The organism is Bacillus sp. JJ1127, from assembly GCF_036965845.1.
Lineage (GTDB): Bacteria > Bacillota > Bacilli > Bacillales > Bacillaceae_G > Bacillus_A.
On record NZ_JBALQK010000260.1, the window covers coordinates 1 to 4,793 of the forward strand.

The 4,793-nt window shown below is 34.5% G+C and carries 7 protein-coding genes; 1 reads left to right on the plus strand and 6 read right to left on the minus strand.

Annotation, left to right across the window (positions count from 1 at the left end; genetic code table 11):
- The first annotated feature begins 118 nt into the window (after positions 1-118).
- A complete protein-coding gene (locus V7183_RS21580; protein WP_097894618.1) occupies positions 119-559 on the plus strand; it encodes a hypothetical protein in 441 nt (146 codons plus the stop codon).
- Positions 560-794: 235 nt separating this feature from the next.
- On the opposite strand, the gene V7183_RS21585 is transcribed toward V7183_RS21580, so the two are convergent.
- The 6 genes from V7183_RS21585 to cdr all read right to left on the minus strand — a co-directional run bounded on the left by V7183_RS21585 (position 795) and on the right by cdr (position 4,519).
- Entirely contained in the window at positions 795-1,274 is a 480-nt protein-coding gene (locus V7183_RS21585; protein WP_097894619.1) for a DsrE/DsrF/DrsH-like family protein, read from the minus strand.
- A 90-nt stretch (positions 1,275-1,364) separates the two neighbouring features.
- Positions 1,365-1,661 carry a rhodanese-like domain-containing protein gene (locus tag V7183_RS21590; RefSeq protein WP_335360779.1) on the minus strand — a complete coding sequence of 99 codons (297 nt, stop codon included), beginning with the start codon at positions 1,659-1,661 and terminating at the stop codon, positions 1,365-1,367.
- Positions 1,662-1,675: 14 nt separating this feature from the next.
- Complete coding sequence (locus tag V7183_RS21595) at positions 1,676-2,044, minus strand: rhodanese-like domain-containing protein (RefSeq protein WP_335360780.1); 369 nt, start codon at positions 2,042-2,044, stop codon at positions 1,676-1,678.
- A gap of 42 nt (positions 2,045-2,086) precedes the next feature.
- Complete coding sequence (locus V7183_RS21600; protein WP_097894622.1) at positions 2,087-2,320, minus strand: sulfurtransferase TusA family protein; 234 nt, start codon at positions 2,318-2,320, stop codon at positions 2,087-2,089.
- 89 nt (positions 2,321-2,409) lie between these two features.
- Positions 2,410-2,673: a metal-sensitive transcriptional regulator gene (locus V7183_RS21605; protein WP_097894623.1), complete on the minus strand. Its 264-nt coding sequence runs from the start codon at positions 2,671-2,673 to the stop codon at positions 2,410-2,412.
- Between the two features lie 181 nt (positions 2,674-2,854).
- Positions 2,855-4,519: a CoA-disulfide reductase gene (gene cdr / locus V7183_RS21610; RefSeq protein WP_335360781.1), complete on the minus strand. Its 1,665-nt coding sequence runs from the start codon at positions 4,517-4,519 to the stop codon at positions 2,855-2,857.
- Positions 4,520-4,793 lie beyond the last annotated feature (274 nt).

Consider the following 4,793-nt stretch of genomic DNA (forward strand, 5'->3'; position numbering starts at 1 on the left):
TATATACATCAATTTAAAAACATAAGGAAAATTCTAACTTTTTAAACTATCATTTTTAATATCTTTAAATTATAATAAATTATAGAAATCAATTCCAATTAACAGGAGGCACTTACATATGAAAGCCGCAGTAAAACACAACATTTCAGACTTTAAAGATTACCTAAAATCCAATGATATATATATGGAAGAAAATGTAGATGAAAATGATGGTTCTGTATTTTTCGCAGTCAACTTAGAGACAGAAAGCGGTGCACAAATCCGTCTTATTGCTGCTTTCCATAGCGATCATCCTACCGTGGACGTATATTGCTTCAATGTCGCACAATTATCTGAGTCTACATCTAAAAATGACGTTTTACATATAATCAATGAGCTAAACATGGCCTACAGATTCGCAAAATTTACACTTAATAATAGAGACGCTATCGATATTTCCACTTCTCTCGTCTTTTCCGAGCCGCATTTTAACCCTGCTCTTGTCTTTGAGCATACTAGAATGCTATACAAATTGGCTAATGATGAATATGAAAAATTAATGAAGGTCATTTGGTCTTAACGTTTACAAGTAATAAAAACCTAATCATTGAAGATGCAACTCTTCATTGCTAAACGATTATCGTTACTCAAAAAAAGCCGCTAAGTATGAATTGCCCCCCAATTGTTAGACATAAACCTAACAATTGGGGGGCAGTTTTTTGGTTAAATATCAATTTAAAAACAAATTAGAAGCGGTGTTAGCTTATCTTGAAGGAAAAGTATCTCACAAACTGAAGTAAAACTGACGCTCATGTTTATATAAATAAATTCACATTTCCTTCAGAGGCATCTGCTAAATACGCTGCTACTCCTGCAAATTCTGCATCTTCCATAATTTCTTCCTCTTTTAACCCCAATAAATCCACTGTCATTTGACAAGCTACAAGTTTAATCCCTTGTTCTTTTGCCATATCAATTAACTCTGGAAGTGACATTGCATTATGCTTTTTTATAACCTGTTTCATCATTTTAGGCCCCATGCCTGCAAAATTCATTTTTGATAAGCCCATCTTATCTGCACCACGCGGCATCATCTTTCCAAACAATTTTTCTAAAAAATTTTTCTTTACTTCTATATGTTCATCTTTCCGAAGTGCATTCAATCCCCAAAATGTATGAAAAATGGTTACTTCCTGATCATACGCTGCTGCGCCATTTGCAATAATATAAGCTGCCATCGCCTTGTCATAATCTCCACTAAACAAAACGATCGTTGTTTTTTTCTTTTGTGTCATGTTGGCTCCCTCCGCGCCAATTACCCACCAGGGTATTTGGTAAGGTAAAAAAACTATTTATTTATACAAGTAATCTCCACCATCATGAATTTATTCTGTCTTACCTTCCCACACTAACATACCACCTGTCATATTTATTACTTGAAAGCCGTGGTTTTCTAAAAATTGAACAGCTCTTGAACTTCTACCGCCAGAAAGACATACCATAATATATTCTTTGTTTTTATCTAATTCATGCATGCGAAATTCTAATAACCTAAGTGGAATATGAAGAGCTCCTGGAATTTTCCCTTCTGCTACCTCTTCTACTTCACGGACATCAATAATGTTCAATACTTCATCATTCATAAGTTTATGTTCGACTTCTTTTGCTGTAATTTCTTTCATTTGTAATTACCTCCTTAGCTCCAAGCGTTCATACCACCTGAGACATTTGTAATATGTTGAAACCCTAATTTTTTTAACATTTTTACTGCTTGTTTACTTCTCATTCCACTTTGGCATATAACAATCACTTCTTTGTTTTTATCTAAGTGATTCACTTTCTGCATCAACTCATTCAGCGGGATATTCCGAAAACCTTGAATATGATTCCCTCTAAATTCACTCGGTGTACGAACATCAATGAATTGGTTATTTTTTTTATGAAGCGTGGCTTTTAGCTCTTTTCCATTTATATTTTTAACGCCCTTAACTGGTAAGAAACGAGAAATGATAAACCAAGCAACGAGTATAATTAAAAGCATATTTAATACGACATTTGCACTCATAAACACTCTCCTTCAATCTTTCTCTATATCACTCATACTTCTTTACGCCTTTTTAATCCAGAACTTTAATACACCGTTTTCTTCTATATGCTGCAATACTTCGTGTCCACCTGTTTGTGACCAAGCTGGAATATCCTTTATCGCACCTTTATCTGTTAAGTGAACCTCTAGCACTTCTCCGGACTGTAAAGCATCCATTGCTTTTTTTGTTCTTACGATTGGCATTGGGCATGATAACCCTGTGCAATCTAAAATTGTATCAACTTTTATACTCATGTTTTATTCCTCCCGTATCCTCACCCTACATACCTATAGGGGTATAACAAAATGATTTTTAAAATCTGCCAACACATTCGTTTGACAGATTATCTACTTTTTACAAGTAATTGTACAGCCTCTTTAATTAAATCTTCATTTGATGTATCGCCTTTTTCAAATTGGTCGCGTAAACATTTTTCCAAGTTTGTTCCTACAATTAATCCAATGGCACGATCTAACGCAGAACGTGATGCAGTTAACTGTGTAATAACCTCTTTACAATCTTTTTCCTCTTCAATCATTCGAAGTACACCGCGAATTTGTCCTTCAATCCGCTTGAGCCTGTTTTTAATATCTTGATTATATTCCAATGCACTATCACCTCGTTATATAAATCGATATGTCTTATGTAAAAAATAACTTTTACAGTATTATGATTTAATTTCTTATTTGAACTGGCAACACCATCATATACCCTTTAGGGTATATTGTAAAGTCTTATTTTGTATTTTAAGTTTAACCCTACCTATGATGGTAGGGCTTTTTGAGACATTAATATACAACACGGTCTGGTAAAGCCGTTCCATACAATTTAAAACCACCATCTACATTCTTCACTTTATATCCTTTTTCCATTAATATACGTGCAGCAACATACCCCCTCATACCTAACTGGCATGTAATATATATTTCTTCATTTACTGGAATTTCATCCAATCTGTCACGTAATTCATCTAATGGAATATTAATTGATCCCTTAATCATCCCTTGTTTCAACTCATTGGGTTCACGAACATCAATTAAATATCCGCCTTTTTCAACAATATGATCAATTTCATGCCATTGTACTGTATCTACCAGCCCATCAATTATATTACTTGCAGCATACCCCACCATGTTTACTGGATCTTTTGCAGAAGAATACGGCGGTGCGTATGCTAGTTCCAAATCTGGTAAATCCATTACCTTTAGCTTAGCTTTCATTGCCGTTGCAATTACATCTATACGTTTATCCACACCATCACGCCCTACAGCTTGTGCACCATAGATTTCTCCTGTCTCTTTATTAAAAATTAATTTTAATAAAATAGGATATGCATTTGGATAATAACCAGCATGAGAATTTGCTTGTACATGTACTACCTCATAGGGTATATCTAAACGCTGTAATACCTTTTCATTCCCACCTGTTGAAGCTACTGTTAATTCAAATACTTTGGCAATTGCTGTTCCCATTGTTCCTTTATATACAGAGTCTATATCCCCATGAATAATATCAGCTAACATCCGCCCTTGACGATTTGCCGGCCACGCTAACGGAATCATTGTCTCTGCTTCTGTTACAAAATCTTTCACTTCAATTGCATCACCAATGGCATAAATAGAGGAATCCGACGTTTGTAGTTTTTCATTTACTTTAATTGTTCCGCGTACCCCAAGTTCTAGTCCTGCTTCCTTTGCTAAACTACTTTCTGGCTGAACACCAATAGATAGAATAACCATATCTGTATTCATTTTCGAACCGCTTTTTAAGCGTAAAACTGCTCCACCTTCTTCAAAAGCCTCTACCCCATCTTCTAAAATAAGCTGAACACCATGATTTGTCATATGTTCATGTACATATGATGCCATTTCATAATCAATTGGCGGCATTACTTGATTTGCCATCTCAATAAGAGTTACATCAATTCCTTTTTCTCTCAAGTTTTCAGCCATTTCAACACCAATAAATCCTCCGCCAATGATAGTAGCATGACGCGGTTTATTCTCATCAATATATCCTTTAATACGATCTGTATCCGGTACATTTCGTAATGTAAACAATGCCTTTGATGTTTCAATTCCCGGTATAGGCGGCACAATTGGTTTTGATCCTGGTGAAAGAATTAAAATATCATACGACTCTTTGTACGTTTCATTTGTCATTACATTTTTAACAACAATAGTTTTTTCTTCTTTATTGATTTTTATCACTTCACTTAACACACGAATATCTAAATTAAAGCGCTTTGACATCTTTTCAACGGTTTGTACTAACAATTTCTGGCGCTCTTGAATCACACCGCCAATGTAATATGGCAATCCACAGTTTGCAAATGAAATATACTCCCCTCGCTCGAACATAATAATTTCATCATCTTCACTTAAACGACGAAGACGTGCTGCCACTGATGCTCCGCCTGCAACCCCACCGACTACAACAATTTTTTTACTCATCTTTCCCTAACCTCCATAATTATTTTTTTCTTTTCGTTTTCTGCATACAGATATGCATTAGTTTAAATTACACATACCCGTATAGGTATATAATAAACATAAAAAGATATAATAACAATATATAAGCCTTCAAATTTATACTCGTTCACAAAATTGAAACAAGATTAGATACAAAATCACATGTAATGAATTAAACATATTATCCATTAAATGAAAGATAACGTTAAGGAAGGACTAATCATGAAATTGATGTTCCTGTCTTAATAAGAACATG